This window comes from Halalkalirubrum salinum, assembly GCF_005543295.1.
Taxonomy (GTDB): Archaea; Halobacteriota; Halobacteria; order Halobacteriales; family Haloferacaceae; genus Halalkalirubrum; species Halalkalirubrum salinum.
Genome location: NZ_SRSG01000002.1, coordinates 15,204 through 40,243, shown reverse-complemented (window position 1 = coordinate 40,243; position 25,040 = coordinate 15,204). Strand labels below are relative to the sequence as shown.

22 protein-coding genes are annotated in these 25,040 nt (G+C 55.0%); 8 read left to right on the top strand and 14 right to left on the bottom strand.

Annotation, left to right across the window (positions count from 1 at the left end):
• Positions 1 to 126: 126 nt before the first annotated feature.
• Both E5K03_RS00215 and E5K03_RS00210 read right to left on the bottom strand, forming a co-directional pair.
• Positions 127 to 1,131, bottom strand: coding sequence for a glycosyltransferase family 2 protein (locus E5K03_RS00215; protein ID WP_138004374.1), 1,005 nt, complete (start codon positions 1,129 to 1,131; stop codon positions 127 to 129).
• Complete coding sequence (locus tag E5K03_RS00210) at positions 1,131 to 2,927, bottom strand: ABC transporter ATP-binding protein (RefSeq protein ID WP_138004373.1); 1,797 nt, start codon at positions 2,925 to 2,927, stop codon at positions 1,131 to 1,133. Before E5K03_RS00210 ends, E5K03_RS00215 begins: the two co-directional genes overlap by 1 nt.
• Positions 2,928 to 3,368: 441 nt before the next feature.
• Between E5K03_RS00210 and E5K03_RS00205 the strand changes: the two genes are divergently transcribed.
• Positions 3,369 to 4,559 (top strand): glycosyltransferase family 4 protein, encoded by a 1,191-nt coding sequence (locus tag E5K03_RS00205; RefSeq protein ID WP_138004372.1) that lies wholly within the window; start codon positions 3,369 to 3,371, stop codon positions 4,557 to 4,559.
• A 208-nt stretch (positions 4,560 to 4,767) separates the two neighbouring features.
• Here the strand turns inward: E5K03_RS00205 and E5K03_RS00200 are convergent, their stop codons facing one another.
• Together E5K03_RS00200 and E5K03_RS00195 are read right to left on the bottom strand one after the other, a co-directional pair.
• On the bottom strand, positions 4,768 to 6,165 hold the full coding sequence (locus tag E5K03_RS00200; protein WP_138004371.1) for a serine hydrolase: 1,398 nt from the start codon (positions 6,163 to 6,165) through the stop codon (positions 4,768 to 4,770).
• A gap of 486 nt (positions 6,166 to 6,651) precedes the next feature.
• On the bottom strand, positions 6,652 to 7,608 hold the full coding sequence (locus E5K03_RS00195) for a glycosyltransferase family 2 protein (protein ID WP_138004370.1): 957 nt from the start codon (positions 7,606 to 7,608) through the stop codon (positions 6,652 to 6,654).
• Between the two features lie 223 nt (positions 7,609 to 7,831).
• Between E5K03_RS00195 and E5K03_RS00190 the strand changes: the two genes are divergently transcribed.
• Positions 7,832 to 8,164 (top strand): HalOD1 output domain-containing protein, encoded by a 333-nt coding sequence (locus E5K03_RS00190; RefSeq protein ID WP_138004369.1) that lies wholly within the window; start codon positions 7,832 to 7,834, stop codon positions 8,162 to 8,164.
• A gap of 189 nt (positions 8,165 to 8,353) precedes the next feature.
• Here the strand turns inward: E5K03_RS00190 and E5K03_RS00185 are convergent, their stop codons facing one another.
• Positions 8,354 to 8,632: a PadR family transcriptional regulator gene (locus tag E5K03_RS00185; protein ID WP_171006550.1), complete on the bottom strand. Its 279-nt coding sequence runs from the start codon at positions 8,630 to 8,632 to the stop codon at positions 8,354 to 8,356.
• Positions 8,633 to 8,799: 167 nt separating this feature from the next.
• Between E5K03_RS00185 and E5K03_RS00180 the strand changes: the two genes are divergently transcribed.
• Positions 8,800 to 9,702 (top strand): NAD-dependent epimerase/dehydratase family protein, encoded by a 903-nt coding sequence (locus tag E5K03_RS00180; protein WP_138004367.1) that lies wholly within the window; start codon positions 8,800 to 8,802, stop codon positions 9,700 to 9,702.
• A 57-nt stretch (positions 9,703 to 9,759) separates the two neighbouring features.
• Here the strand turns inward: E5K03_RS00180 and E5K03_RS00175 are convergent, their stop codons facing one another.
• The 3 genes from E5K03_RS00175 to wecB form a co-directional block, all read right to left on the bottom strand.
• Complete coding sequence (locus E5K03_RS00175; protein WP_138004366.1) at positions 9,760 to 10,338, bottom strand: DUF7344 domain-containing protein; 579 nt, start codon at positions 10,336 to 10,338, stop codon at positions 9,760 to 9,762.
• A 147-nt stretch (positions 10,339 to 10,485) separates the two neighbouring features.
• A complete protein-coding gene (locus E5K03_RS00170; protein WP_138004365.1) occupies positions 10,486 to 11,742 on the bottom strand; it encodes a nucleotide sugar dehydrogenase in 1,257 nt (418 codons plus the stop codon).
• Positions 11,739 to 12,836 (bottom strand): non-hydrolyzing UDP-N-acetylglucosamine 2-epimerase, encoded by a 1,098-nt coding sequence (gene wecB / locus E5K03_RS00165; protein ID WP_138004364.1) that lies wholly within the window; start codon positions 12,834 to 12,836, stop codon positions 11,739 to 11,741. Before wecB ends, E5K03_RS00170 begins: the two co-directional genes overlap by 4 nt.
• 296 nt (positions 12,837 to 13,132) lie before the next feature.
• Here wecB and E5K03_RS00160 point away from each other — a divergent pair, with 296 nt between their 5' ends.
• Together E5K03_RS00160 and E5K03_RS00155 are read left to right on the top strand one after the other, a co-directional pair.
• On the top strand, positions 13,133 to 13,999 hold the full coding sequence (locus E5K03_RS00160) for a glycosyltransferase family 2 protein (RefSeq protein ID WP_171006549.1): 867 nt from the start codon (positions 13,133 to 13,135) through the stop codon (positions 13,997 to 13,999).
• Between the two features lie 52 nt (positions 14,000 to 14,051).
• Positions 14,052 to 14,453: a HalOD1 output domain-containing protein gene (locus tag E5K03_RS00155; RefSeq protein WP_138004362.1), complete on the top strand. Its 402-nt coding sequence runs from the start codon at positions 14,052 to 14,054 to the stop codon at positions 14,451 to 14,453.
• Positions 14,454 to 14,518: 65 nt separating this feature from the next.
• On the opposite strand, the gene E5K03_RS00150 is transcribed toward E5K03_RS00155, so the two are convergent.
• Positions 14,519 to 15,025: a DUF7344 domain-containing protein gene (locus tag E5K03_RS00150; RefSeq protein WP_138004361.1), complete on the bottom strand. Its 507-nt coding sequence runs from the start codon at positions 15,023 to 15,025 to the stop codon at positions 14,519 to 14,521.
• A gap of 333 nt (positions 15,026 to 15,358) precedes the next feature.
• Between E5K03_RS00150 and glmS the strand changes: the two genes are divergently transcribed.
• From glmS to E5K03_RS00140, 3 genes are all read left to right on the top strand, one after another.
• Positions 15,359 to 17,161: a glutamine--fructose-6-phosphate transaminase (isomerizing) gene (glmS, locus tag E5K03_RS00145; RefSeq protein ID WP_138004360.1), complete on the top strand. Its 1,803-nt coding sequence runs from the start codon at positions 15,359 to 15,361 to the stop codon at positions 17,159 to 17,161.
• Positions 17,162 to 17,264: 103 nt separating this feature from the next.
• Positions 17,265 to 17,438: a DUF7511 domain-containing protein gene (locus E5K03_RS17030; protein WP_171006548.1), complete on the top strand. Its 174-nt coding sequence runs from the start codon at positions 17,265 to 17,267 to the stop codon at positions 17,436 to 17,438.
• A gap of 71 nt (positions 17,439 to 17,509) precedes the next feature.
• Positions 17,510 to 18,745, top strand: coding sequence for an alpha-D-ribose 1-methylphosphonate 5-triphosphate diphosphatase (locus E5K03_RS00140; protein ID WP_138004359.1), 1,236 nt, complete (start codon positions 17,510 to 17,512; stop codon positions 18,743 to 18,745).
• Between the two features lie 23 nt (positions 18,746 to 18,768).
• On the opposite strand, the gene E5K03_RS00135 is transcribed toward E5K03_RS00140, so the two are convergent.
• The 5 genes from E5K03_RS00135 to E5K03_RS00115 all read right to left on the bottom strand — a co-directional run bounded on the left by E5K03_RS00135 (position 18,769) and on the right by E5K03_RS00115 (position 24,801).
• Complete coding sequence (locus tag E5K03_RS00135; protein ID WP_138004358.1) at positions 18,769 to 20,229, bottom strand: DASH family cryptochrome; 1,461 nt, start codon at positions 20,227 to 20,229, stop codon at positions 18,769 to 18,771.
• Positions 20,230 to 20,302: 73 nt separating this feature from the next.
• Complete coding sequence (locus tag E5K03_RS00130; protein WP_138004357.1) at positions 20,303 to 21,517, bottom strand: ABC transporter ATP-binding protein; 1,215 nt, start codon at positions 21,515 to 21,517, stop codon at positions 20,303 to 20,305.
• Positions 21,518 to 21,544: 27 nt separating this feature from the next.
• On the bottom strand, positions 21,545 to 22,444 hold the full coding sequence (locus E5K03_RS00125; RefSeq protein WP_138004356.1) for a carbohydrate ABC transporter permease: 900 nt from the start codon (positions 22,442 to 22,444) through the stop codon (positions 21,545 to 21,547).
• 3 nt (positions 22,445 to 22,447) lie between these two features.
• Positions 22,448 to 23,338, bottom strand: a complete 891-nt coding sequence (locus tag E5K03_RS00120; RefSeq protein WP_138004355.1) for a carbohydrate ABC transporter permease — start codon at positions 23,336 to 23,338, stop codon at positions 22,448 to 22,450.
• Positions 23,339 to 23,364: 26 nt separating this feature from the next.
• The gene (locus E5K03_RS00115; RefSeq protein ID WP_138004354.1) at positions 23,365 to 24,801 is read right to left on the bottom strand and encodes an extracellular solute-binding protein; all 1,437 of its coding nucleotides are present in this window, start codon (positions 24,799 to 24,801) and stop codon (positions 23,365 to 23,367) included.
• Between the last annotated feature and the right edge of the window lie 239 nt (positions 24,802 to 25,040).

The following is a 25,040-nucleotide window of genomic DNA, read 5'->3' as shown; positions in this document are numbered from 1 at the left end:
CGATCAGGGAGGACCGCCGTCGCAAGCGCAGCTTGCGACACCTTGACCACTGATTGTGACCGTCTACGACTATGTGTACCCTTTGTTCGTCCAGGAGGGCGATCGAATTTCTCGCTGCGGCCAGCATTATGCAACCCCCGTAATAGTACGTTTCAGTCGACGTATAGGCTGGTATGACCACTGACCGCCGATCGTCGCAGCGACGTATGGATATGACCTCCACTGCAGCGGATTTGCGGCGAGTGATAACAGATAGTACTTTCGTGCCTCCCGATAGCGGCCACAGCGGAGCGCGGTTCCTGCGAGTGCCCGCCGGAGCGATGCGACGAAGGACCGTGCGTAGTACCGGCCGTACTCGCGGGCCATCTGGTAGTGTTTGTCTATGAAAAGGGGATAAGCGATGTCACGCTGTGCTTTGAATCCATATCCAATCCGATTGGTGTGCGTAACCTTCCGGATTGTCAACGGCGCTTCGATCGGTTCAAACTGGCAGTTCTGACTGAGCCGGAAGAACCACTCGCGGTCTTGCCATGCCGGAAACCGCTCGTCTGGAAGCCCCGCGTCGGGGATCACGCGTGCTCGGACTGTCACCGCTGAGAACTGCCCAAAGTTCTTACCGACAAGCAGTTTCTTCGTCACGTCGCCACTCCAGGTCGGCACTGTTATCGACTCGATTCCGTTGCTCCGTTCGGTTTGCTTTCCTGTATATACGACTCCGACGGCCGGATCTGTCGACTCAAATCGTGAAACGACGCGTTCGGCCTTTTGTTTGTTCCACCGGTCATCGTCGTCGAGAAACCCGATGTATTCGCCGGTCGATGCACAAATTCCGGTGTTTCGGGCGACGTTTGCGCCGCGATTTGTTTCGTGTCTTCGTATTTTAACCGAGGTCAGCCGATCGGCAGTAGACGGAAGCATCGATTCAGTGACTGGTACAGACGAGCCGTCGTCGACGACGATCAGTTCGATGTTTGTATACGTTTGTGTACAGACACTCTCGAGAGCCACATTCAACATCTCCGAACGCTCATACGTCGGAACGACAACACTGAGTCGCCCTGGCACTCGGCCGTCGAGCTCAAAGCCGTTTGGTGGGCTATCTCGAGCTCGATTGTCGTTCGGGTCTGTCATCAGTTGGTCTCCGCTTGCAGTGCGTAGAAGTCAGCGTACTGCCCACCAGCCTCAAGGAGCTCTCCATGTCCTCCTACTTCTGTTATGGATCCGTCTTCGACAGTATATATCCGATCTGCGTCGGTTACGGTTGACAGGCGGTGTGCGATCACGACGAGCGCAAAGTCTCGATCCATCTGTTCGATGGCCGTATGTACTCGTTTTTCTAGTGCGGTGTCGAGGTCGCTCGTTGCTTCATCCATCACCAACAGATCTGCGTCTTTTAACAATGCACGCGCAATCGCGACGCGCTGGCGTTGGCCACCGGAGAGTCGAACTCCGTTGTCGCCGAGTGCAGTGTCATACCCGTCTTCGAGGTTGTCGACGAACTCATCGACTTGTGCGACAGCACAGACCTGTTCGACCTCCGCACGAGTCGCATCTGATTGCCCAATCATAACGTTCTCTGCGAGGGTTGCGTTAAATAGATGTGGTTGCTGTCTGACGATTGACACCCGGTCGCGCCACGCAGCCATATCTACCTCGTCTATTGGGACACCGTTTGCGTAGATTCGGCCGCTATCCGGTTCGTAGAGACGAGTCAAAAGCGAGGCGATCGTCGACTTGCCTGCCCCGGAGGGGCCAACAAACGCAATGAACTCTCCTCGACTCACCTCGAAAGAGAGGTTCGACAACACACGCTCGGACGTCGGATACGCAAACGAAACGTCGGACACCGTGACTGTCTCGACCGGCACCGGCAAGTGCCGGGCCCCCGAACTCGGTTCGCGCTCGCGCTCGAGTTCGTCTGTGAACTCCTGTACCCGTATGAGGTGTGGAAGTCGCTGTTCGAGGTCGTAGATGCTCTCATTGATGCTGTTTACCATCGGCGTCAGCCGGAAGATCGCGAACAAAAAGACTCCAAATGACGCGAGCGAAAGGTTCGCAAACGCAAACGCGAGGTAGATGAGCGCAAAAAGTGACACGGCCGCAGCGAGTTGGTAGCCGTCAGTAATCGCCGCCTTGTTCCGCTCGACCCCTATTTTAGCTTCCGTGAATTGATCGGTTGCCGCGGCGAACTCCGATCGGATTCGCGATTTCATTCCGAAGAGCTTGACAGCACCGATCCCCTGTGTTCCGGCCTGTGCAGACCGCTGAATCTGTTCGTTTGCCGTTGCAAGACGATCGCCAACCGAGTAGCCGGATTCGACGATGTAGCGCGAACCAATCACGAGCGTCCCGAACAGGGTGAACACGACCACGGTGAGAACCGGGGCGAAGTACAGCGCGATTGTGAGATACACCGCTGCCAACAGCCCTCGCTGGGTCAGCGACACAAGCGTACTTATTGATTTGCCTGCGTACTTTGCCTCGGTGATGATCGTGTTCAAAATCTCATCAGAGCCTTCCTGATCGAAATAGCTCATCTTCGCGTCGAGCGCTCGATCAAGCGCAATGAGCCGGATATGTGTGACGTAGTGGACGCGGATAGCCGCACGAAGCCAAGCGACAATAAAACTGAGCGAGTATCGAATCCCCATGGCCGTCATTACGCCGGCGACGAGATACCCCATCGTGAACGGGACGCCAGCCGCGGCGTACGCGGATTGAAACAGTCCCAGTAATCCCCCGGAGGGATCAATCGAGCCGCCGCTTTCGAAGCTTTCGACAATTGGCAATAAAAACCCTAGTCCGATCCCCTCAAGTGCCGCCGCGCCGATACTTAACACAACAATTGCGGCGGCATACTTGGGGCGATACCGGGCAACGCGATATAGCGCGATCACCTTCCGACGGAACGTGTATTGGGTCGTCATATACAGAGGTGGTCTGACATACCCAAGCGGTTACAAAAGGTATACACCGCATACCAGTCAGCGACCCACAAGCGTAATACCACAGTAATCGCCGCTCACTTTCCGGAGACACCATCAGTAATCTGTAATATACTCGACCGATCAGTCGTTCCTCCGGCTGAACTGACTGAATCAATTGGCATCCTTGGGACATTCGATTAAACGTATCTTAACTACGTGACACGCAGACACACGTGGACACAAGATGCCGATAGACGGAGGAGGTGTGTCTTGCCGTGATGGACTGTCTGACTCTGCGGAGACCTCTACCGTCGCGTTTGTGCTGATTGTATCGGTTGCAAGTCTGTGCATAGTGCTGTTCAGGAACTGTCGGCGAAAACGCTCTCCAGGTGGGAATTCTACTAGTGGTGCAACGCGATCAAACTGCTCAGATAGACACTAATGAATCTCTTGTATTATCTCCGGGTGTTTCCAAAGCTCTCTGAGAGCTTCGTCCTCAACGAGATCTACGAGCTCAGTCGGGCTGGACACAATGTCGCGGTCTGTTCGGTGTATGAGCCTACCGAAGAGCCAACACACCAAGAGCTCACTGATCTCGACGTACCAGTGCAGTACATTGAACCGCCCACCCCAAAGCGACTTGTGTCGATCCTTACTGGCGACGTGATCTGCCATGAGGTCCTCTCACAGGCGCGATACCGGGCGACACTACGGCAACATCTCGGCAACCTCTATCGGGCCGATCGCTGTATCCGCTTCGTCGACAGTCTTGACTGGGAGATTGACCACCTTCACACCCACTTCGCTGATATAACCCAGTTTCCGGCTGCATACGTTGCAGCACATTACGACACGTCGTTTACGATCACGGTCCACGCCAACGATATTTATCGTGAACCGATCGGCGCATACACCGGTCCGTTGCTCCGCAGTGCCGATCGGATCGTTACGATCTCTTCAGCCAATCAACAGTATCTTAAAGACCGATTCGTCGAAGCAACGCCGATTGATATTGTCCGAGCGGGAATCCGCCCTGAAAAGTTCGATCTACCCGACAAATCAATCAATAACCGTATCCTCTCTGTCGCCCGTCTCGTCGAAAAAAAGGGGATCGCAGACGCACTGGCGGCGTTTCCAACGATCCTCGCACAGTTGCCAGATGCCACGTACCACGTTGTCGGAACTGGCCGACAGCAAGCGACACTGCAACGGCAGGCCAGAGCGCTTGGCGTTGCCGATCGTGTTGAATTCCTCGGGACAGTTGATGACAAGACACTTCGACGAGAACTCGCCGAGGCGCAGTGTTTTTTGCTCCCCTGCGTCATCGCCGAATCCGGGGACCGCGACGGTATTCCAGTCGCGCTCATGGAGGCGATGGCTGCCGGCGTTCCGCCGGTTTCGACGCGCATTTCGGGGATTCCAGAACTTATCACTCATGATGAAAATGGCCTACTCGTCGAGCCGAGGGACCCAGCAGCGATCGCGACGGAAGTCATTCGATTATTGACTCGTACCACAGCGCGACATTCGCTTGCCCGTGGTGCACAAGAAACCGTTGCCACGCGATTCAATATTGCCACTGAAGCCAACGCACTCGAGGGGGTTTTTGCATCAGCACAGAACAAAAGATAGTTATCCTCGAAACCAAGTTAGTATATAAGTTGACGGCTATGTTGAAAACCTTAGAATCTGATATATTATGTGTGCTAAATACAACGCGCGACTCTTGCGAATAATGAGGCTGTAGCTGATGTTCTATTGATACACACGTAGGTAATGATGCCATGGTCACCTGTGGCACCCGTTAGTGGCTGTGAATGCAAAACAACCCGACGAGGTGTTACGCTGCGTGCCGAAGGCGAAGCCGACCAACGAAGAGATCAACGTTCCCGTCACCGAATTCGAAACGAATCTCGCGCTCCATTCCAGCCGCTGTGACTGTTGTACACACGAGGAGGTCGTCCTCAATACGTGTCGGCGTAAGCAATAGTTCTTGCCCACCGACAGCACCATCAACCTCAATTTTGAGTCCGCCACCGACTCGTTCAACTGATGCCCCCATAGTGTTCCGGTACCCTGCGTACTTGCCCGTGACAGCTTCCAGCGTGCTCATCAACCGATAATGAGGTTGGACTGTTTCGGGCGTCTTGTCCTGAAGTAGCCCCATAACAGCCATCCCAGCATCCATTGGACGGGTCTCTGGACTGGTTGTGCAGGCAACAGCAACCCCTACGTCAGCGTCCTCAAGGTAGCCGAACCACGCGGTCGAGACACCGATAGAGCCACCATGGCCGATCCACCGATCGTCAAGGAACTCCTGCATCATAAAGCCGTACCCATATCCAAGATCCTGTCCGTCGAAATACGCACTCAAGCTTCCGACGTGCTTCGTCATCATCTCTAGGCTCTTGGCAGTAACGACCCTGTCTGCGCCGAGTGCTGTCCCTCCAAACACGCCTTGCATATATTTGGCGAGGTCTCGAACCGAGGCAATAAGTCCTCCAGCCGGGTGAATAAGTGGGTCAAACGGGAACCCAGCCTCCGTGGAGGCTCCCTCCTGCTTCATGTATGGCGTCATGCGATTCGAATCCGCCTCAAACGCATCCTGATCGAATGTAGCTCGATCCATCCCTAGTGGCGCAAGGATTTCCTCTTCGACGTATGTGGAGAAGTCTTGACCGGTGATTTGCTCGATAATCTGACCGAGCATGATGTACCCGGAGTTGTAATAAAAGAACGTATCTCGGTCAGTGACCCGGCGATCAGTCGAACCCTGCACGTGTCGGCGGAAATCAGCCTCACTCGACAACGGGATTTCTCCACCGCCGACGCCAAGCCACCGAGTAATAAGCGGGCCTGCTGCACCGTCACTGGGCATCCCCGACGTATGAGTGAGCAATTCTTCGATTGTGATCAAGTCACCGGGCGCGTCCGCCAAATGCGGGAGGTACTCCGAGACAGGATCATCAACTGCGAGATCGCCTGCTTCCACGAGTTGCATAATCGCCGTTGCCGTGAACGGCTTCGTGCACGACCCAACCCCGAACAAAGTATCTGCTGTGACCGGTGTATTGGTCTCAAGTGTTCGAGCACCGAATCCTTCCGCAGACACGGACGGGTCACCGTCAGCATCAACGATAGCGACCGCAGCACCCGGAATCCGGTGTTGAGTCAGCCAGTCCGCAATAAATGTCTCAACTGCCGTACTCCGATTGTTGGAGAGATTGTCGAACGTCACACCACTGCTTATTATTACAACTCAAAAAAGTCGCTGGGTAGTGAGTGTATGCGACCAGTTATTCGAACATACGAGGGTGTATGCCACTACTGTTATAGTTTGAGCCTACTGGTACCGATCTGCCGACTACAACCTCTATATTCAGTAGTCTGAGACATATCAGAAACAAATGATTTCAACAGAGCCAAGTTGACATACTGTACCGTTCGCCATTGCGTTCTCAGTCGCGAGCGTATCGCAGCGGTTGTCAGCCTGTACAACAAATCGTACGGTATCGGGTCCAAGAGCGTTTGCGCCGGTGGTTCATGAACAGCAGTGGCAACACGATTGTGAACGCTAGTATAATTACTGTGGTCCGAAGACCGGTTCTAACTCCGTCAGTTTTGTTCTGTCACAGATCAGAACGCTGCCGTCCCCACGCACAAAACACGTTCCACGTCTCGAACTCGAAGCTGAGTAGTTCATCTGATATCCTGTGTGGCCTATTTACGCGGTACCTTCGTTTTTGAACTGGCGTTCGATAGCCGAGAGCGCATGAATAGCCGATCGGGCTCGATCGGCTGAAAACAATGAAAGGATGAGGTAGGCAATACCGGCTCTACGGTCACCATCAGTAACAAACAGGGTATAGTATAATTCTCTGGCCTGTGCCCTGTTGCCAGCGTTGAGGTGTGTTTCAGCCGCGTCCCTGCGGTGTTTGTTCCATGCACGCGCGGTGGTTCCGTGAGCGTCCAGCGTGTCGGCATGTTTCGCTAGTAACTGTTTTCGGTATCGAAACAATGAGTCGAGATCAGCGATCATCGACTCGTCGTGATATCGCCGATCAATGAGCGGTTCGGCGATGCACGCAATGTCGTACGCAGAAGCAACTCTGAGATAGAAGTCCCAGTCCTCGCAGTACCGCATAGATTCGTCAAACCCACCGACCCAATCGAAGGCCTCTCTCGTCACCATCACGCTGGAGGGTGTGCCGATCACGTTTTCGACGGATAGTTCGAGAATTGTCAACTCATCTGAGCACGGACGGATCGTTCGAAGTCTCGTTCCGCGCTCGTCGATGTGATAGGCTCCAGTATACACCAGTCCAACTGATCCATCACTCGATTCGAACCGCGATAGTTGTTTTTTTGTCTTCTGGGGATGCCACCGATCGTCGTCGTCAAGGAACGCGATGTACGCTGCGTCTGTTTCGGCGATCGCCTGGTTCCGTGCCGCAGGGAGTCCTTTCGGTTCGTCGTTGTGTCGATAGACAATGCGGCGCTCGGGATAGGTTGATCGGAGCTCGGAGACGACAGTTGCTGTTCGTTGATCATCGCTGCCATCAACGACGACGATCTCAATGTGGCCGTAGGTCTGTTCACAGGCGCTCTCGATCGCTTCTCGTACGTATCCCGGCCGATTCATTGTCGCGATTACCGCCGCGACGGTCGCCGTCTCACGCATACTGAAGTATACAACTGATTTCCCATAGATGTTCTAAGATATGTATGTACTAACGTCGGCAGAACCAGACCGTCCTTCGACGCAATATTTGTAGTAGAGATGTCAGAAACGGATATTCTCATTGCAAACCGGAGATTATCCGTGAGCATTTTTTTCACCCTACTGTGGGAGGGTGTATAACAAAGCACACACATTGATATATCCTACTAAGATCCGTGTGATCATGACCAAAGATCCCTCGAACACTGGCCCAGTGGACTACGTCCTAAACATCTATCACCATCAACACGACTGGAGTGCTTCGGAGCCGCTCAGCCACTCAGTTGTACAGGCAATCGCCGAATGCAACCGAACAACCCCCGAACGTGGCCCGCCGTTATCAGAGGCGATCAACACCGACAGCCTAGATCAGCTTTTTACGATCTATCAGTCCGAGGAGTACCGCACTGATCACGTCGTGTTTACCCATCAAGGCTGTACCGTTGTGGTGTACCGCGACGGTCACATACTTGTTTCTCCGATCGATCACCATCATTCGAGGATCACAGACAGATAACAGACTGTTGAGGGCTTCGAGCGCGGTTGCGCCGCAGTTGGGCCACTGCAGTGCGAACACAACCGCAAACGGTACTAGTGACTGTCGTATCGGGGTTATCCGAGGAGTTCCTCGTTTTCTGGTGGTGGATCGAGGTACTGGGTTAGCGGATGGTATCGAATCCTCTGGGTGGCTCCGATAATTTCCTTATCAATCGGTCAAATCAACGTACTGATTTTCCCAGCTTCGACGCTCCTCTAGCGCTGTTTTGCCGGCCTCTGTGAGTTCGTAATAGTTCGTCCGTTTATCCATACGCCCCTGTTCGAGATATCCGAGCTCGACGAGTGTATCCAAATTTGGATATAACCGCCCGTGGGTGATGGTGTCGATCTCTTTTTGTAGCTCGGAACCGATCGTCTGTCCCGATGGGTGATCCAATCCAGCGGCCACATACAACAGGTCTCGTTGAAACCCCGTCAGTTCGAACATGTACGAGGACACGGGAGGGAGTCATTTGGTTAATATGAGTGAAATTCCCGCTAACAGGGGAATACGCCGATTCTGTGGGTCGGAATTCTCCGAATTTGAATCGATTCTGTTGGTGCGTTCCTCATCAGCCAGCCTATAACAAACCCTCCGCTGGCTGAGATTCAGTTGTGCTCACAGAGACTGATATCTTGATCACCGGCGGTTCAGGGTTTATCGGCAGCCATCTGGCAGATTCATTAACGCCGGCAAACCGTGTCACTGTATTGGACGTTGATCGACCGACTGATCCGACATCGGTCCGGGTTATTCAAGGCGACATCCGAGACCAGGAGACGGTCAAACAGGCGGTTGCTGGATGCGACATCGTCTTTCACGAGGCAGCACTGGTAAGCGTCGCTGAATCAGTTGCGAATCCCTGTCGCTCCCACGAAATCAATGCAACAGGTAGTTTGAATGTGTTTGAGGCTGCCCGTGAACACGACACCCGTGTTGTCGTTGCGTCGAGCGCAGCAGTCTACGGCGAGCCCGATCGCGTACCAATCGCCGAAACGGATCCATTGGAACCGACGTCTCCGTACGGACTGGACAAGCTCGCAACCGATCGATACGCCAAACTGTATCACGACCTCTACGGGCTCGAAACGGTTTCGCTCCGGTATTTTAATGTGTACGGTCCGGGTCAGCGGGGCGGGCAGTATGCTGGCGTTATTCGTGCGTTTTTGAGCCAAGCACGACAGGACGACCCGATCACAATTCACGGTGACGGAACCCAGACGCGCGATTTTGTCCACGTTGACGACATCGTCCGCGCAAACATCGCAGCCGCGACCACAGATGCAGTCGGTGGCGCGTACAACGTCGGAACCGGGAATCCGATCACCATCCGCGAGTTGGCCGAACGGATCAAATCAGTCACTGAAAGCCGCTCCGAACTCGTCCACACAGAGCCCCGGGCAGGAGATATCCAGCACAGCTGTGCAGATATCACTCGCGCACGTGAGTCACTTGGCTATCAGCCCACCGTATCTATCGACGAAGGGCTTGCATCACTTCCCTGCGATGGGAGCTAACACGCTACTGCCGTTTGTGAAGTACCTCGGGGTCAAGCCCCGAGGCACTCGCCTTGCTCATCTGTAGATTCCGAGCCCGAGCAACGCAGAAAGGGCAACAAGTGTCCAAGCGATACTCGGAACGGCTGTGAGGGGCCCGATACCAGAGAGTCCGACGAGGACGATCCCAGAGACGCCGACCGCGATTGCAAGTTCGGCTTGCCCGTCATTCGTCGGTTCCGCATCGGTATCGAGGTATCGATCAAACTGAGAGATGTCTTTGAGCTCGATCGTCCCTCGGCTCTTTTCGTAGTCGACGACCCCGTACTCATCCATCTTTGGGAGGTGACACTGATACAATCCAATGTAGACGCGCTTGCGCTGGCTCGAGGATATCTGTGAGACGTCAACGCCGTTTTCGATCGCCGCGATATGCTCGGCTACAACATCTAAGGTTGCGCAGCCGTCTTCTTGATTTTTTAGATACTCAATAACCATTCGACGGCGATCGTTTTTTAGTATCTCGAATACTTCTCCGATCTCGAGGTCTGTCTGCGCATCGCGTTCCGGACCGAGTAAGTCATTTATACTTGGGGCCGTGTCCGTCTCGATGCTCCCCCCCTTGCTTTCGTCTCCCACTGACGCGCTGGAACTCATCGTTATCGGTTAACATGTTGTACGCTTATAAATAATACCTGCATACTTGGATACAGGCCATCCTCGCTGAGAGTAAACAATCTATTAACACCTACTGCCAGCAGCCGTTTGTGTCGCCGACTGCTTCGATAATCCGATCTTTTCGTGTCAGATCCGCCGAACCTCGAAGCCGGCAGTCTGCCACTTATCGGTATCGATTATCGCTTTTGTATCGACGATGACTGGGCGTCGCATCCGGTCGACCATGGCGTTTGGATCAAGTGTTTTGAACGCGTCATGATCTGCTGTCAGCACGATCGCATCTGCGTCGGTCGTTGCCGTTTCGACGTCTGTGAGCGCGAGTGTTGGATCGGATACGAGGGGGTCAGCCACGGCAACAGTCGTTCCTACATCTCCATGGGCGTGGAGTTCGCGGGCGAGTTTCACACCCGGACTGTTTCGCGTGTCATCGACGTTTCCTTTGTACGCTGCCCCAAGAACTGCAATCCGACGGCCGTCGAGTGAGCCAAGCACGTCACACAGTAGCTCAATTGCGTAGCCGGTCATTCCGTCATTGACCGCTCGGGCGGTCGAAATGAGATTGAGGGTGCCCATCCCGTCGTCGAGGAACCACGGATCGATCGGCAGGCAATGACCGCCGACGCCAGGGCCTGGTTGGTGGAGTTCGACCCGTGGGTGTCCGTTCGCAAGCTCGATCGCTGTTCGTGAGTCGATCTCGTGGGTTCCCGCGAGACGTGCAATCTCGTTTGCGAGTGCGATGTTGACGTCCCGATAGGTGTTTTGGATAAGCTTCACGAACTCTGCGACCGTTGGGTCCTCGACAGTGCTTATCTCGCCGGTGACGAAAGGCTCGTACAGTTGCACTGCTGCGTCGATCGACGGTTGGGCGATCCCGCCGATGATTCGATCGTTTGAGCGCAACTCGGCGATGATATCACCCGGGAGCACGGTCTCTGGGCAGTGGACGAGGCCGAAATCTGACCCAGAGACAAGGCCTGATTCCTCAAGAATCGGGGCGAGCACATCTGTCGTCGTTCCCGGTGGGACTGTCGACTCCAAGACGACCGTATCACCCGGCCGAATTAACTCCGACACGGCGCGGCCCGCAGATTCGACATACTCCAGATCCGCTTGTTTGGTTTCGTGGTCGAACGGAGTTGGGACACAAATTACGTGATACGACGCCGGAACTCCTTCATCGACAATCCGAAGATTCCCAGACTCTCGGGCCTGGGTAACGAACGCGCGAAGCCCCGGCTCGTCGAGGTGCACCTCGCCGTCCCGCAGCCGGGATCGGACCGCTGGATTTGCGTCGTACCCAGCCACGCGGTGATCGTAATTGGCGAGCATCGCTGCCGTTGGGAGACCAATATACCCGAGTCCGTGGACGCAAACCTCACTCATGGAATCGGGGTCAGCTGTTTCCCAGTCACGTCTTCGACGATGCGTCGCCCAGCGGTTCCGTCACCGAATGGTGGGTCCCAACTGCGGTCTGTGAAAAGCGCCTCTAGGACCGCCTCCTGGATTTCACCGCCGTCAGGCGGACACAAGCGGTTCGCGCCAACGGAGATCGTTTCGGGTCGTTCGGTGCTGTCGCGGAGGGTCACACACGGTACACCAAGAATACACGCCTCCTCTTGGACGCCCCCTGAGTCGGTTAAGATGAGGGCTGCAGCGGATTCTAATCGAAGGAAGTCGAGATAATCGAGTGGCTCGACTGTTCGAATTCGATCGGGGACTGTGAGTCCAAACGTTTCGAGACGCTTCGCAGATCGAGGATGGATTGGATAGATCACCTCTGTTTCGTGTGCCGCAGCAGCTCGCCCAACACCCTCAAGCAGGCGTTCGAATCGATCGGGATCGTCGACATTCTCGGCTCTGTGGGCGGTCAGAATGAAAAAATCGTCTGTGATATCGAGCTCTGCACAAATGCTACTGCGTTCGGCGGCGATCCCTCGATGCTGAGAGACTGCGTCGACGATCGTGTTGCCTGTGACCGTAATTCGATCGTGCGGGATGCCCTCGTCACGGAGCTGTTGTCGGCTTCGGTCTGTCGGCGCATAGAGGCGATCGGCCACGTGATCGGCGACGACCCGGTTGAGTTCCTCGGGCATATCTCGGTCGAAGCTACGGAGGCCAGCCTCGACGTGCCCAACCGTCACGTCAAGTTTGCCTGCAGCGAGCGCCCCTGCCAGTACGCTATTCGTATCACCTTGAACGAGAACGGTGCTGGGCTGGATTGTTTCGAGGATCTCTTCGAGTTCAATCAACATCTGGCCTGTCTGTCTCCCATGGCCTGCAGACCCAACCGCGAGGTTGTAGTTTGGTGCTGGAAGCTCAAGCTGGTCAAAAAAGACCTCATCCATTGACTTCGAGTAGTGTTGGCCAGTGTGGATGAGTGTGTACTGGATTTCGCCGGCTTCACACGCACGGACAACAGGGGCGAGTTTGATTATTTCCGGACGGGTTCCGAGCACGATTGCAATATGTTCACTCATTCGTCTGCACCGGTTTTCCGACCTCCGATGTTTTTGGCCCAGAATACGATCAATGCGCCTGCTGTGAGCTGTCCACTGCAGACGATACCGTTTCGACAGGTGCTGGAATAGTAGCTTTTTGTCATGATATGCGAACGGATTGGTCTTGTGACCGGGGTAGTGCCGGCTACTTCGACGCAGACAACGTCGGGGCTTCGTTATGTACACCCTCACGGGCCCCAAAATTCGGTGGAAAACGGCCGGTTGAGACCAGTGGTGGTTATTTTGCGTATAACAATACGTCTCAGATCCGTGGTGTGGACACGATCACACAGGCGATCGTCCAACACAATCCACCTATGTCAACTGAAAAGGAACCACTTCGAGCGCCTCCCGGGGCTCCTGAGCTAAGCCAGGCGATAAGCGGCGATCGTGCACAAGTCCAGTCAAACTCACTCACAGAATCATCGGTACAACGCTCTGGTGTGGTCATCGGTATTCCAGCATACAACGAGGGTGACACGATCGAATCCGTCGTGGCTGACGCACTGCAGTACGCCGACGAAGTGGTTGTTGTCGATGATGGGAGTACCGACGAGACTGCACAGCTCGCTCAAGCGGCTGGTGCAACGGTAATTGTCCATCCGCAAAACAAGGGATACGGCGCAACAATACAGACGCTTTTTGCACGAGCTCACGACACTAATGCAAGCTATCTCGTAACTCTCGATGGAGATGGCCAACACGAGATCTCCGACAGTAGTGCCCTTGTTGAGACGTGCCGTAACACCGACGCATCAGTTGTTATCGCCAGCCGGTTTCTCGGTGGATCAACGTCGAATATTCCCCTGTATCGCCGATTTGGATTAGCAGTTATCAATTTGTTGTCAAACCTTGCGATTCGGGTTCGGGGCGGAAACACGACAATTTCAGACACCCAAAGCGGTTTCCGAGCATACGACGCAAGCGCAATCGAGGCTGTCGTTGAGACGGAGAATATCGGTTTTGGGATGGATGCGAGTTTGGATATCCTGTTTCACGTGGTCAACTGTGGACACAACATCACGGAAATTCCCACGACAATCAACTACGATATCGACGGATCGAGCACGCATAATCCATTTGCACACGGATTCAATCTCATTCGAGCAATAGCAGTTGAGTTTGCGCGAATTAGAGACTAATCGATCGACTGGTGTACGACGAACTAATATATGCGTGTCCATACGACTGTGTATGTCCGTGAGTTTATTATACTCAACAAACAAATCATACGCTAATTTAAGAATACTTATATATGAATTCGTTGTACTGTCGAACGGGAAACGTAAAATGGGCAACTGTCAGTCAGATCGCATTACGGAAAATTTCGGGCACGTTTCGGGAACGACTGTATCGTTTGATTTTGATCCAACTGGGGATAATGTCATTGTTGCGATTGTTGAGGCAATCGCAGCGGTGACCGGAGACAACCCAACAACACTGCCACCACTGGCAGAGGTGATTGATCCAGACGCTCTTGAGACGTGTCTTAGCTCGGGCAACGAAACGGTTGAAGTGTCATTTAAATATACAAATCGGTGGGTCAGTCTTGATGCCACAGGTGTCGGAACAATTGACCTGTACGAACAGTCTTGAGACAAAACGGGGCGTTCGGCTTTTCATTATACGAGTATCGCGATCTGCACCAGCAGGTCTAACGGTCACCGATCGGAGTTGGTTTGGACAGTCGTGATTGCAGTGATTGCCGTCGCAGCACCCAGCGCAATCGCTCCGATAATCGCGGCTGTACGAAATGCTCCCAGTAGTATGGCAAAAGTGACAATAACTGTCCCCACGAGCGTAATACCAATGTGAACCCAGACCAACCGGTTTCGATCGTCGGTTTGAGTAAGATACGCTTCAAGCGAGTCAAGTTTGGGTCCCGGATGCACTACACTAGTGTCTGGGTCGTATTGGATAACATCAGCATCTGCGAGTTTCGGAATATGTGTCTGATATAACGAGACGTATATCCGTTTTCGTTGCTGGGCGGTGAGTTCGTCTCGGTCGATATCTGCCTCCTGGGCCGCGAGATCGCCTGCGAGTGTCTGTAGATCGATCCCGGTTGATCTACTCTTGAGTCGACGAATGATAAATCGACGCCGTGAACTGCTCAGCAGATCAAAGACGGTGTCTTGGGACAGCTGGAACGTATCGTTGTATGACATTCGAAATCAGGAGTCTCGCTGTGTGTTCGAGAAAGTCGTTTCACAACAAGACGCTTTGTTAACTGTTCGTTTCTAAAAATAACCAGATAATACCACATGAGTGGCTGACACGTACCAATGTACAGAGACGGTCACCCACTACAGCCAACAGGCCCAGTGAGTGATTATGCTGCCCCTCAGATGGTAGTCTTACGCATAACAAAACCCCAATCGGTGTTTAGGTGTCACACGCCATGAGCCATCCGTACAGGCACGTAGTCTCACCAATGACCGACATCAAAGGAGGAATACTCGGCCGGCCAAATCACAACAAGACAACTATGAGGCGATAATATGTGTGGAATTATCGCACGTGTTGGCGCTACAGACGCCGTCAACGAGCTGATGGTTGGGTTAAAAAACCTCGAATACCGCGGCTACGACTCTGCTGGTATTGCTGTGACCGATGGCGCTCAGATCGATGTGTGTAAAACTCATGGAGAGATCGACGCGCTTCACTCGGCACTCGAAGAGCGATCGCTTGCGGGCTCAGTTGGGATTGGACACACGCGCTGGAGCACGCATGGGCCACCAACTCACGCGAACGCGCACCCACATACAGACGACTCCGGTCGTGTAAGTGTTGTTCACAACGGAATTATAAATAATTACGAGGCGCTCAAAACCGAATTACAGGCGGCCGGACACACCTTCACAAGTGAAACTGATACGGAGGTGATCCCGCATCTCATTGCCGCAGGACTCCGTGAGGGGAAATCTCCTGAAGACGCATTCCGTGGTGCGGTTGAGCAGCTCGACGGAAGCTACGCCATTGCGGCTGTCGTTGAGGGCTCAACTGCGGTCTATGCCACTCGGAACGGCTCTCCACTCGTCCTCGGCCTTGGCGAAAAGGCGCTGTTTCTCGCGAGCGACGTCCCCGCGTTCTTGGAGTTTACCGATCGTGTGGTATACGTGGAAGACGACGATGTCGTGATTGTTCGCCCAGACGGGTTCGAGGTGACAAGCCTCGGTGGCGATTCTGTCGACCACCCTGTCGAGACTGTCGAGTGGGACGCGAATGATACCTCGAAGGCCGGATATAGTCACTTCATGCGAAAAGAGATCGATGAACAGCCGGTTTCATTCAGACAGACGATCGAGGGTCGAACCGCCGACGGGGTAGTCGATTTCGACGCAATTCCTGACGGGATGCTCTCGGGAATCCAAGATGTCGTATTTGTTGCCTGCGGGACATCCTATCACGCGGCACTGTACGGAACACGACTGTTTCGCCGCCGAGGAATTCGGGCGACTGCAGTCCGCGCAAACGAGTTCGCATACGACCCAGTCCCACTTGATGAGCACTCGCTCGTGATTGCGGTGACCCAGAGTGGAGAAACGGCGGATACGCTTGCGTCGCTTCGGGTCGCAAATGATACCGACGCCCACACGCTCGCAATCACAAATGTCGTTGGATCGACCGCTGCACGGGAAGCCGACGATTCGATCTTTATTAGGGCAGGACCAGAGATCGGCGTCGCCGCCACCAAGACGTTCTCTTCGCAGGTGGGTGTTTTGGCGCTTTTGGCCGAGCAGATCGCTGTTGATGCAGATCCTGCTTCCAGCATGCCAGCGGCGATCGAGGAACTAACCCAGGTACCAGAAGCGATCCAGTCTGTTATCGACTCGACCGAAGCCGCCCACCTCGCAGAACGCTATCGCCATGCAGACGCATACTTTTTTGTCGGCCGTGGGGTCGGGTACCCGGTTGCCTGCGAGGGTGCGTTGAAATTCAAAGAGATCACCTACGACCACGCCGAGGGGTTCGCCGCGGGAGAACTCAAACACGGCCCGCTGGCACTCGTGACCCCCAATACAGTCGTTATCGCGTTATTTACCGGACGGAACGACCATCTCACACTACACAACGTCGAAGAGGCACGGAGTCGTGGTGCGTCCGTCATTGGAATTGGACCCGCTGGGACAGAAGTCCAAGCCGCTGTTGATGAGTACCTTTCAATCCCCTCGGTTCACCCAGAACTCGCCGGCCTACTGCTCAACATTCATCTACAACTGTTAGCGTATCATGCAGCAAACCTCCGAAATCGTGCGATCGACAAGCCGCGGAACCTCGCAAAAAGCGTGACTGTCGAGTGATGCACATACTTGTTTGATGCTCTTCACACCCGATCGGATACTGCTTTCGTCTGGCGGTATAATCCCATATTAACAATATCCCTGTTCCTCGTGTCACCAATCAATGTCCCATTCGGAAGCCACAACCGACGATCGGTTCACTGCAACGATCGTTAGATACGAGGACGGTCCTGATGAGTGTACGATCCATCCGAGACGGGCTGACGACGACTGTCGAACGACTGCGTGGATCACTGCACTCGAGGGGTCGTTTGTCCCATTATCAACGTGTCGGTGAGTGGGATATGGATCGACACAGCCGTTGAAGCGGGTGCTTAACTAACTCCATATAGCGGGACGATGTGTTTAATGTCGCACCCTGATTATCCCCAAAATGTGAGCGATCGCCGGCGCGAACCGTCGTCGTCAGCGCCTCCAGTTGAGCTCCGACACGGCCGTGTCGTCACCCCCGAGACGGTTATTTCCGACGGCTGTGTGCTTTTTTCTGGGGGAACGATCGTTGACGTGGGGCCAACTACTGACCCACCACGCTCCGGTGCAGCCTCTGTCGATGTGTCCGGAGCGGTTGTGATGCCGGGTATTGTCGATCTCCATGGTGATGATATCGAAAGCGAACGCAATCCACGATCGTCTGCGCAGGTTTCTATTGACACTGCACTTTTGAGTACTGATCGGATTAACGCCCTCAATGGGATCACGACCAAGTTTCACGCGATCGCCTTCGAAGAAACCCCAGAGGACAACCGGTCGATCTCCGAGGCGACGGAGCTGGCCCGGAGCATCAAACGCACTGACGGACTGCTCGTTGATAACCGGGTGCACGCGCGGTGTGAGCTTTCGTGCCCGAGCGTTGATGCTGTCGCAGCGCTTGTCAATGAGGGCACCGCGGACCTTGTCTCTATTATGCACCACGGTCCTGACGAGGGACAGTTCGATGATGCCTCGTTTCGAGATCACTACATCAACGATCGGAACGTCCCTCGGGAGGCGATCGACGACCTCATTGCCGATCGACGGACAGTCTCTGAAGCGACCCTCACAGCATGCGCTGCCCGCGCAGCCGAGGTTGCCGAATCCGCAGGAGTACCGCTGGCATCACACGACGACAACACCGTCGAAACCGTCGAGTGGATGGACCGCCTCGACGTCGATATCTCAGAGTTTCCCCTGACGTTGGCTGCGGCTGATCGGGCGAAAGCGTGTGGTATGACAACCGCATTGGGTGCGCCGAACCTCATTCGCGGCGGAAGCCTGTGGGACAACCTCAGCGTCCGCGATGCGATCGAGGCCGGCGTGTGCAACGTGCTCTGTTCTGATTATCACCCGCCGTCGATGCTCGCTTCGCCGTTCGTCGAAACCGGTGAACCGCTCTCGACCAGAGTTGCCCGGGTCACCAAGAACCCCGCTGATGCGGTTGGGCTGACCGATCGTGGTCGAATCGAACCTGGTGCACGCGCGGACGTGCTCGTCGTTGATTTGGAACCCGCCCCAACGGTCCAGCGGGCGTACGTGAACGGTATCGAGACGCTGCGAACGGGTGCACAAGCAACCGGCTCCTCGACTGTTCGCGGGCCAGCGAACTGATTCATCGATACACAACTGAGGGCTCACCGATACGGCTCAGGAGGCACAGACGGATCGACTATCGGCTCCGGATAATCACTCCCAAGTTGGACGCCGTAGTCGGTCTGTTCATCTGCGCTCATCGTCCACGGTTCGTGGGCATACCGCGGCGGAAGGACGGCCAATTCGGGGAGCCAGTGGGTAACGTACTTTGCGTCACTGTCGTACTGTTTCGCCTGTTTGCTGCTATTGAAGTACCGATCGCGCGAGTCGTTGCCGACCCCCGCAATGTACGACCAGTTGCCGTAGTTCGACGCTGGATCGTAGTCGACCAGTTGGGTCTCAAAGTACGCCGCGCCCCACCGCCAGTCGATCCGGAGGTGGTTGACTAGAAACGACGCGGCGTTTTGTCTGCCACGGTTCGACATGTATCCCGTCCGATTGAGTTCGCGCATATTTGCGTCGACGAAGGGAATGCCAGTCTCGCCGCGGGTCCAGCGATCGAACGCCGTCTCGTCGTGTCGCCACTCGATATCAGTTCGCTGCTGTAGCCCTCCCGGGGCGAAGAACGATCGGCCGTGTTTTGCGACCTGGAACTGAAAGAAATCTCGCCAGATGAGTTCGAACAACAGCCAGTACGTCGAATCGTTCGAAACGCGTTCGTCCTCGTAGCGGCGCACCTCCCGTTCGACTTGCCGCGGCGACAGACAGCCGGCGTTGAGCCACGCCGACAGCTTCGAGGAGTATCCCTGCCCGAGCATCCCGTTTCGCGTCTGCTTGTACTCACGAAGCCGATCTTCGCCCCAGAGGTACTGATCGAGACGATCGATCCCCGCGGTTTCACCGCCCTCGAATGAGAGGACGGCGCGATCGTCCCGCGCCGGCGGTTCCAGATTCGGATCCAACTCCTCGAGCGATGGAACCGTGCCAGGATCGATCTCGGCGATCGGACCACCGTCGACTTCCGGCGTTTCGATCGGTTCGCGGACGGTGCTCTCGCGCTCGACGGACTTGCGAAAGCTGGTGTATGTGTCGCTGATCGACCGGTAATCCGTCGGCAGATCGTTGAGGTGATACAGCGTGTGGGTCCACACCCGCTCGACAGCGACATCTGCCGCACGAAGAGCCGTCTTCACCTCGGTCTCGACGGCCATCTCCTCGGGGGCGGGGTACGTCGCCATCACGACCCGATCGGCACCGACACGATCGGCCAGTTCGGGAATGACTGTCTCTGGGTGGTTGTGACGGACGATGAGATCCGAACCCTGCTCTCGAAGCGACTCACGGAGATCGCGGACGGATTCTTGGAGAAACCGGGCCCTGTGTGATCCGGTCTTTTGAAACGTAAACGAGTCTGCCCCGCCATATCCCTGCTCGCCGTACGCTCGCGGATCGAACACGTAGACGGGGATAACGGGGCCGACTGTTGCGGCCGCTGATCGGAGTGCCTCGTTGTCGTGGAGTCGACAGTCGCTGCGAACCCACCAGATGGTCGGAGTAGCCATGCACAATGTAGCAGGTGCACAGGTTTGAATGCTGAGTGGACAAGGTCCGTTTTGATTTGTTGCAGTTTGAAGACTACTGGGTTGTTTCCGTGGATTTGCGATCGGATTGACCGCTCCCGACAGTCATCTCTGTGTTCCCTGCCCCGTTTCGGGCAGCTGTTGACGCAGTTCCACGACGATCGCTCCCCGAGTGGTACACTGCCTCGCCGGTTTCTGGATCGAACAGGTGGAGCCGATCGGGATCATACGTGACTGTCAGCATATCGCCCCGTTCGACTGTTCGCCCTGGTTGGTAACTCACGACCTGTAGATCGTCATTGCCAAGGCTCGTATGGAGCAACAATGTGTCTCCAAGTGATTCGACCAGATCGACATGCACATCCAGCTGCTCGTTCTCTGATGTGGTTGGGTTGTCGACGACGGTAAAATCCTCTGGACGGACGCCTAAGAGGTAGTGGCCATCTGAGAGCTGGTCGAGCGCTGACTGCTGCGGTAACGGAATCGAACACGCCTCGTGGACGGCATCGACCGTCGGTCCGGTTGTGCTGACGTGTGCCTCAATAATGTTCATTGCTGGACTGCCAATGAACTCTGCGACAAACCGTGTCTCCGGGAAGTCATACAGCTGCTGTGGCGGGTCAATCTGCTCGATTTTCCCCTTGTTCATCACCGCGACGCGGGTTCCAAGGGTCATTGCCTCGATCTGATCGTGTGTTACGTAGACGGTTGTCGTCCCCAGTTGCTCGTGGAGCGTCGAGAGTTCTGTCCGCATCTGTACGCGAAGCTTCGCGTCTAGGTTCGAAAGCGGTTCATCCATAAGGAACACCTCTGGGTCTCGGACCAGTGATCGACCCATTGCGACGCGTTGTTTTTCGCCTCCCGACAATTCACTCGGCTTTCTGTCGAGCAGCTCCGCAATGTCGAGTACCTCCGCAGCGTGGGATACGAGCTCGTCAATCTCTTCGTCGGTGTATGATCCGGAGTACTGCATCCCAAACGTGATGTTCTTTCGGGCGGTCATATGTGGAAACAGCGCGTAGTTTTGAAATACCATCGCGATGTCTCGTTCCTTCGGCTCGTGGTCGTTAACGACCGTCTCGCCGATCGACAACTCGCCGTTCGTACACGTTTCCAGCCCCGCAATAAGTCGGAGTGTGGTGCTTTTTCCACAGCCAGACGGGCCAACTAACACGAGGAACTCTCCGTCTTCGACTGTGAGGTCGACGTCGTTGACCGCGACTACGTCTTCGTATTCTTTTCGTACGTCTTGTAGCTCAATTGTTGCCATGGTTTGGATTGGTGTTTCAGCAAAGACTCAAAGCTTGAGTCCCATTGTCGTCAGCAGGTTCTTTCGGAGCGCCAAAAGCAGTGCCAGCGCCGGTAGCAGCGAGATAACCGCACCAGCCATCATCAGATTGTACTGCGTTAGCGTTCCCATCTGTGCGCTCTGTAACATCCGAAGGCCGACCTGTATCATCTGTCTGCTCTCGGTGTTGATGACGATGAGCGGCCAAAAGTACGCGTTCCAGGTCCCGATGAACATGATCACCGCGAGCCCCGAAATCATCCCTTTTGTCATCGGAATCAGCACATGTCTCAGGAACCCGATCGGTCCAACCCCGTCCAAGCGACAGGTCTCGACCAACTCAACTGGAATTGATTTGAAGTGTTGTCGCAACAGGAATACCCCGGTTGCGCTCGCGAGGAACGGAATCGTGAGCCCCCAGTAGGTGTTGTGCCAGCCGACCGAGACAACAAGTTCGTACAGCGGAACCACACGGATGACGAACGGCACCATGAGGGTGAGCAAAATAAAGTAGAATGTGACCCGATCGAGTTTGAAGTCGTAGAATACGATCGCAAGCGCTGCCAGAAGCGACAAGCCGATCGCGCCCAGCGTTGATGCGCCGGCAACGAACAGCGTGTTGAGCGTCAGCCGCCAAAAGCCCCAGGTGACGAGTACTTGGTAGTAGTTCTGATACATCGTCTCGAGGCTTCCGGGCCGAACGTAGTTCAGGTCGTACACTTGCGCGGTCGTCTGCGTTGTCAAAAGCAGTGCCATCGCGATTGGCGCGACGAGTACGGTACTTGAGATGAGTAACGCGATGTGTGAGCCCGGATGGGCGAGCACGTCGGATCTCCATCGATCAAGGTTCGTCACGAGTGTGTCGGTGCGATCGGTTTGGGTGATGTCAAATGCGTCTTTGATTGCCATCTGTTAGCCTCCGTAGTGTATCCGCTTGTCTGAGAAGACGATCTGTGCGACGGCCAACACGACGGCGATTGCAAACAGGTACACCGACTGGACGGCGGCTTCGCCGATGTTGAAGTTCCGGAAACCGCTTTCATACAGCTGGTATATCATTAGATTGGTTGCCCCCCGCGGCCCGCCATTAGTTACGAGATCGACCATCGCAAACCCGCCAAAGAAGCCACCGAGTGTATTGATGACAAGCAAGAACAACAGTGTCGGTGAAATAAGCGGCAGGTAGACGCTCACGAGCATGCGCCACTGCGGGACGCCGTCAAGGCGAGTTGTTTCGTTGAGCGATTCTGGGATGCCGTGAAACGCTGCCAGCAGGAAAATAATGTCATAGCCGAGTGTAAACCAGATCGTCCCGAGCGCGACGAGCCAGAACGCCTGGGTACCGTGTACCCGCCAGTCCCACTCCATCCCAGTTAGTGATTCGATCGGGGCGCTTATCATCCCGATTTCGGGGTGCAAGAGGATGAGCAGTACTGTTGCGGCGACTGCACCCGGCATCGCATACGGCCAGATGACGGCGATCATGTAGGCCGTTTTGCCTCGTTCGACGGTGTAGATCCAGTACGCAAGAAGAATTGAGACAATGAGCGTTCCAAAGACGCTCACAACTGCAAACTTGAGCGTGACGATGACGCTGTTTTGATATTTTTCCCACATGAGGATCTCCCAGTACTGTTGGAGACCGACAAACGTCCCCTGTTGTCCGAAAAACTGCGTTTCGTAGAACCCAAGCCAGATCGTTCGAAGCGCGGGCCAGTACAGGAAGATCACAAAGATTGCGATCGTCGGAAGCAGGAGCAACGCGGCCTGCCACGTGCTGTCATACGCTTTTCGGGAAGACATGTATTGGTTAGTCCCTCACTTGCCGTTCAGCGCTGCAGCGCGTCGCCGATCCGCTGTTTGTACTCACTTAGCATCTCGTCGAGATCTTCGCCTTGCCGGAGTGCGGTCCACAGGTCCATCCGCTCGTCACCGACCTCTCCAGTCGTCGCGACCATGTGCATTCTCGTGTACTCTGAGGATTCGCTCTTTTCGAGCTGGTCAAACCCGGCGGTCCAGGCTGGATTCTCTTCAAAAAAGCCATCAGATTCGAGCATATCGCGGGATTCACGATGGAGCGGGAAGTACCCGGTTCGCTTGTGCCACTCTGCTTGTGGTTCCGGACCAGTGATCCACAAGAAGAAGTCGATGAGCGCCTCCTCCTGATCGGGTGACTCAACTGCCTGTTCGGGGACCCAAAGTGAGCCGCCACCGATCTGGCCGCCGTGGAAGTCATCATGTGGGCTGAAAAGCGGCGCGGCACCGAGTTCGAATGGCTCGCTGGCCTCCTCGGCGAGCTCAGCATTCCGTCCGAGTCCGGCGGTCGAACCAAGGTTGATCCCAACCCGCCCGCTTTGTAACGCTGCGCCAGATGCGTCACCCCAGCCTTGTTGGGTTGCCATGTAGAGTTCGTCGTCGTACATCTCTTTCCACCAGCTGTAAATCCGTCGTGCGGTTTCAGTTTCGAGCAGAATCTCGGTCGAATCGCCCTCTCTCCCGTTGGCGTTGTTGAACACGAACTCTTGATCGATCGCTGACCACTGATTGATGAACCACGTCACATTTGCCCACGCACAGCCCTCCTCGGCTTGGGTTTCCTCAACCAGTGTTTCCGAGACCTGTCTGACTTCTGCCATTGTCTCTGGCGGCTCGTCAGGATCAAGGCCTGCCTCTTCGAACATGTCTCGGTTGTAGCTCATGATCGCCGTCGAGTTGTTTATGGGCATCGAGTGCCAGGTCCCGTCGACCGCAAAGTAATCCACGACGACCTCCATGTAATCGCTCCAATTGACGTTATCGCCGAGTAAATCCTCAACCGGAATGAATGCATCTGCATCCAGCGCGGCGGAAGTATCTCCAGATGCGAAAAGCGAGATGTGCGGCGCGTTCCCCGCATTGATTGCCGACATCGTCGCTTCGAAGTTCTCACCATAGCCGCCTTGGGATGTGGTTTCGACGTGGATCCCGTCGGCTCGGTCATTGTACTCTGCAACAAGGTGATCCAGATGTGACCCAAGCTCGCTCCCGAAGATGTGCCAAAACTCGAGGACGATGTCATCCTCGTCGGCCTCGCCAACATCAACGCCGCTTTCATTCTCTCCGTTACCGTTACCGTTGCCGTTTCCGCTCGAAGCTTCGGCCGGTTGGTCGCTGTTGCCAGTACAGCCTGCCAACCCCGCGATCCCGGCTGCTCCCGCGGCTTCGACGAACCGCCGGCGGCTCACGCTTGTTCCCGGCCGATCTCTGAGTGGATTTCTCGACGTCATGCAAGTAGGGCTGGCTAAGAAACAAGTATGAACGTTGCTATGAGCCGAATATACTGGTGTCTGCAAATTGGTCCGTCGCTATAGTCTACGGAGCAATCGATATCATCAATCGGTCCAGTCCCCCCGCTCGTGTTTACCGGCCCGCTTGAGCGATCGGACCACCTCAATCGGGATCATGTGAACTGAATCCTAACGATAGGATGCCTCTGTGGGTACAATTGCTATATATTTATATATAA